Origin of the sequence: Stenotrophomonas sp. RS-48 (assembly GCF_030053245.1) — a bacterium.
GTDB classification, from domain to species: Bacteria; Pseudomonadota; Gammaproteobacteria; order Xanthomonadales; family Xanthomonadaceae; genus Stenotrophomonas; species Stenotrophomonas maltophilia_P.
Genome location: NZ_JASGBV010000158.1, coordinates 1 through 4338 on the forward strand (window position 1 = coordinate 1; position 4338 = coordinate 4338).

Annotated in this window: 3 protein-coding genes, 1 tRNA gene and 1 pseudogene; all 5 read left to right on the forward strand. The window is 58.1% G+C overall.

The window, feature by feature from the left end; translation table 11 throughout:
- Positions 1-404, forward strand: a pseudogene (locus QMZ25_RS19100) (SPOR domain-containing protein); the annotation flags it as partial.
- A 40-nt stretch (positions 405-444) separates the two neighbouring features.
- Positions 445-520, forward strand: a tRNA-Thr gene (locus QMZ25_RS19105).
- A gap of 173 nt (positions 521-693) precedes the next feature.
- Positions 694-1914: an integrase arm-type DNA-binding domain-containing protein gene (locus QMZ25_RS19110; RefSeq protein ID WP_283220138.1), complete on the forward strand. Its 1221-nt coding sequence runs from the start codon at positions 694-696 to the stop codon at positions 1912-1914.
- 688 nt (positions 1915-2602) lie between these two features.
- Positions 2603-3769 (forward strand): hypothetical protein, encoded by a 1167-nt coding sequence (locus QMZ25_RS19115; RefSeq protein WP_283220139.1) that lies wholly within the window; start codon positions 2603-2605, stop codon positions 3767-3769.
- Positions 3770-4056: 287 nt separating this feature from the next.
- Positions 4057-4338: hypothetical protein (locus QMZ25_RS19120; protein WP_283220140.1), on the forward strand; the 282-nt coding region annotated here is incomplete at its 3' end.

A 4338-nucleotide genomic window follows, 5' to 3' on the forward strand; every position in this document is an offset into this window, starting at 1 on the left:
AGGGCCGGGCCGGCGCACTGCTCAGCCAGGCGCGCCTGCGCGAGCAGCCGGCCGCCAGCGGCAGTGCCCGCTACCGCGTGCTGCTGCCGGCCGCCGCCAGCCGCGAAGAGGCGCAGGCCACGGTCAAGCGCATCGTCGCTGCGGGCCTGGGCGACTACTACATCATCAGCCAGGGTGAGGACGCCAACGCCGTGGCGCTGGGCCAGTACCGCAACCGCGAAGGCGCCGAGCGGCGTATCGCTGCGGTGCAGGCCGCCGGCTTCCAGCCGCGCCTGGTGGCCAGCGGTGATGCCGGCCAGTGGTGGCTGGACGGGCAGCTGGCCGGCACCGCACAGCCTGCGCAGGTGAAGCAGCGCAGCGGCGCCGCCCGGCAACAGTCGCTGGAATGCGCGCGACTGCGCTAGAATCCCCCCACTGCGGCGCTGCCGCCCGTGCGTCACCCATGCCGCTTTAGCTCAGTTGGTAGAGCAACTGTCTTGTAAACAGTAGGTCATCCGTTCGATTCGGATAAGCGGCACCATCCTCCGATCCACTGGCATCCACGGATGTCCACGGTGCACAATCAACCCGCTGAAATAGCGGGTTTTTTTGTGCTTTTTTGTCCCCGGCCGTCCATGAGCATCCACCCAGACTGGGGGTGCAATTGGGGGTACATGGGGAATCAAGCAAGAGAGATAGGAGGATGTACCCCCAATGGCCCATAAGTCGTTGACGGATATGGCTGCAAGGAACGCAAAGGGCAAAGAGAAGCCCTACAAGCTTGCAGCTGGAGCAGGGCTCTACCTGCAGGTCATGCCGAACGGGAATCGCTACTGGCGAATGAAGTACCGCCATGCGGGCAAGGAGAAGTTGCTCTCCATCGGGGTCTACCCCGAGGTGACCCTGAAGGAGGCATGTGACAAGCGAGACGCCGCGCGCGCGCAGCTGAGAGACGGCAAGGATCCGTCCGAGGAGAAGCAGCTGGGCAAGCTCAAGGCCCAGCTGTCCGCAGATGGTCGCTTCGGAGCTGTGGCCCTTGAGTGGCTTGAGACAAGAGGTGACCTGGCAGAAAGCACGCGGTCCAAGGCCAAGTGGATGCTTGAGACATACGCATTCCCATGGCTGGGCAAGCGCTCAATCGAGGACATCAGCACTGCAGAGGTTCTGGCAGTTCTGCGCCGGCTTGAAGCCCAGGACAAGATTGAGTCGACCCAACGACTGCGGCAGATCTGCGGCCAGGTGTTTCGATACGCAGTGGCCACCGGTCGGCTTGATCGGGATCCTACTGCCGCCCTGCGAGGGGCTTTGAAGACCGCGAAGAACCGTCACTATGCCTCGATCACGGATCCAGCAAAGATTGGAGAGCTACTGCGGGCGATTGACGGGTATACGGGACAGCTCACTACCCTCTGTGCCCTCAGGTTCGCGCCGTTGGTGTTCGCCCGCCCAGGCGAACTGAGGAAGGCGGAGTGGTCCGAGATCGACTTCGAGACTGGCCAATGGTGTATCCCGGCAGAGAAGATGAAGATGGGCGTTGCACAGATCGTCCCTCTATCAAAGCAGGCCATAGCGGTTCTCCGTGAGCTTCACCCGGTGACCAGCAAGAGTCGTTACGTCTTTCCTTCAGTGCGCAGTTTGCGGGATCCCATGAGCGAGAACACTGTCAACGCGGCACTGCGTAGGCTGGGCTACGGTACTGACGACATGACAGGTCATGGATTCCGGAGCATGGCGTCCACCCTCCTGCACGAGATGGGTTGGACCTCAGATGCAATTGAGCGGCAATTGGCTCATGCGGAGCGAAATCCAATCAAAGCAGCGTACAACCGCGCTGAGCATCTTCCAGAACGACGTCGGATGATGCAGGCATGGGCTGACTACTTGGACAGGCTGAAGAGTGGAACGGCGAAGCCAAAGTTGCTGGCAGTTGCGTAAGCAAGCCATCTAGACTGACGGGCCTCAGCCAAGAACGTTGATAGCGCATAGCCGCCGCCCTAGCCGCGGCTATGCCAAATTGGAGGACCGTTCCTGTCCAAGTAACGGACACTTGCTCTACCCCGCCTCACCAGTTTAAGCCTAGGGCGCGCCTGTGATCTGACACCGAGCCTCTGGCTCTCGGCGACGCAACTGGGATGTTGGTTAGGAGAGCGATGCGCTCCGTAATGCTGACATCGCTAAATGTCGTACACAGATCAGGCATCTTTCCGCTTACCTTTTCCGCTGGGCACATACATCACTGTATCCATAGGTGGCCGCCGCAGACAAACCGAGCGTCGCCTGCAAACGCTCTGTGGACTCACCTGTAATCGCCTTTGCGATGATCACGGACGAGTTCGAACTAAAGGCGGCAATCGCAAGCGGAGAAGTTGCCAACTAGACGGCTGTTGCGGGCTGAGTTGCTTCCACAGACAGAGCTACTCCATAAGGTGCTTGCGTCATTGTTGGAGGAATCTTAATCTCGCGATACTACGTTGCCCAAGGGGGGGGTATGCCAGAGAGTCAGTCTGTAAGCGCGCAGCTGCCGAAGATAGTGCAGGAGCTCCGCAATATATTTACCGCGGTCGAAAGCGCCCGCGGAGGCGCTAACGATCCCATCCAGAGATATGGATGGAATGCGCCAGGTATGACGCCTTGGGACATCGGAATGCTAGCTGAGGAGCTTGCTGGACAGATCGAGTCCGAGCTCCCGTTTGAGGAGAGTGCAGAAGTCACCGCGCTGCTTGAATCATGGCCGGCTGCACTTCAGCACGTAGCAAGCAACTCGGTCCCTCACTTGGTCAATTCCAATGCTCCGTCTGCTGCAATTTCGGTCGTAAGTACTCTCTCCGCACTGAGGATGGCGGTCAATTCAGTGCTAGGTTGGTCGGATGTGCGGGACCGCGGCAAGATGCCGCAGGCACTCAGGCGAAAGCTCGCCGGCCTCGAGGCATCTATCAACGCGATTGTGCCAGACGCGGATAAGCTAACTGATCAAATTGCAATTATTAGGGATGCTGCTGACGCGGCTTACGATCTTCCTGTAAGTCTGGATGAGCTGAGGCGGGCTAGGGCGCAGATATCTGCAGATGCTGACGTTGTGAAAGAGAGAAGCATTCAAGCTGCGGCGGCACTCCAGTCGTCGAACGAAATTCTCAGCAAGCTAGAATTGGCGCAGCTTGAGGCCGATGCGTTGGTGGCAAAGGTGCGGGAGTCACAAAGAATCACTACATCAATTGGACTCGCGGCCGCCTTTGATGAAAAAGCCCGTAGGCTGGGAGTGACCCTGGGGCTATGGGTTGGAATACTAGTGCTGTCACTATCAGGGGCTGCAGTGCTAACCGCATATCGGTGGCAGACGCTGACCAGGCTGGCGGAAGGGGAGCCAAATTGGCCGGCGGTATCCCTTCAAATCTTTCTCTCCGCAATCAGTTTGGCCGGTCCGGGCTGGCTAGCTTGGCTGGCGACTAAGCAAATCGGGCAGCGATTCAAGATGGCAGAAGACTATGCCTTCAAGGCATCGGTTGCGAAGGCGTACGAAGGCTACAGGCGAGAAGCTGAACTACTCGAGGACAGCGGAATGGCTGTCCGTCTATTCGATTCTGCGCTTGCTCGACTGGATGAGGCGCCTCTCCGATTCTTGGATAGCGAGACTCATGGAAGCCCATGGCATGAGTTCGCTCAGACCAACGTATTCAAGCAGGCATCCTCTAGAATTCCAGGCTTCTTACAGAGCTACACGGATTTCTTCAAGGCTCCAGTGGCACGGCGCCGGCGAGATGAGGTGGCCGACCCGGCATCTCAGGACAGCTAGACTGCCATGGCTTCTGCTGTGCAGTCGCGCTGTGCTTAGATCAATGTCCTACTCAATGTGCACTTAAAGCCAAGTACTCACGCCATCCCGGTCCTTAAAGATTCTGGATAAGAACTTGAAAGATCACGCAGTTCAATCCGATCATAGAGTCGCTGTAAGATCGCATCTGGCGCCAGTCAAAATAACTATGAGAAGGAGGGCGCATGACGGGGGAGTCACTTAAGTTCGATTCTTCGCTATACGATCCGCGATATCCAGACGAATGTTCGGATACATTTGCTGCGTGCTTGAACGCTCGTGGCGTCTATGAGAGTACGCGCTTTGCACTTAGACTGAGCCCTGTTGTACATGACTTGGTCGAAAGCGCTATTGCCAAGTCGGAAGCAGGGGGCACCAACTACACCGGGGAGGAGCTTCAGGCCTACTCCACCTATCTGCACGAAACGGTACATTGGTGGCAGCACAAAGGCTCGACGAGTGGTTTCGTCCGAAGCTTGCTCTATCCGGTGCAGACCCACGCGAATATGTCCGATCTGCACGGCATCTTGCAGGAGCTTGGGGCCCGCTCT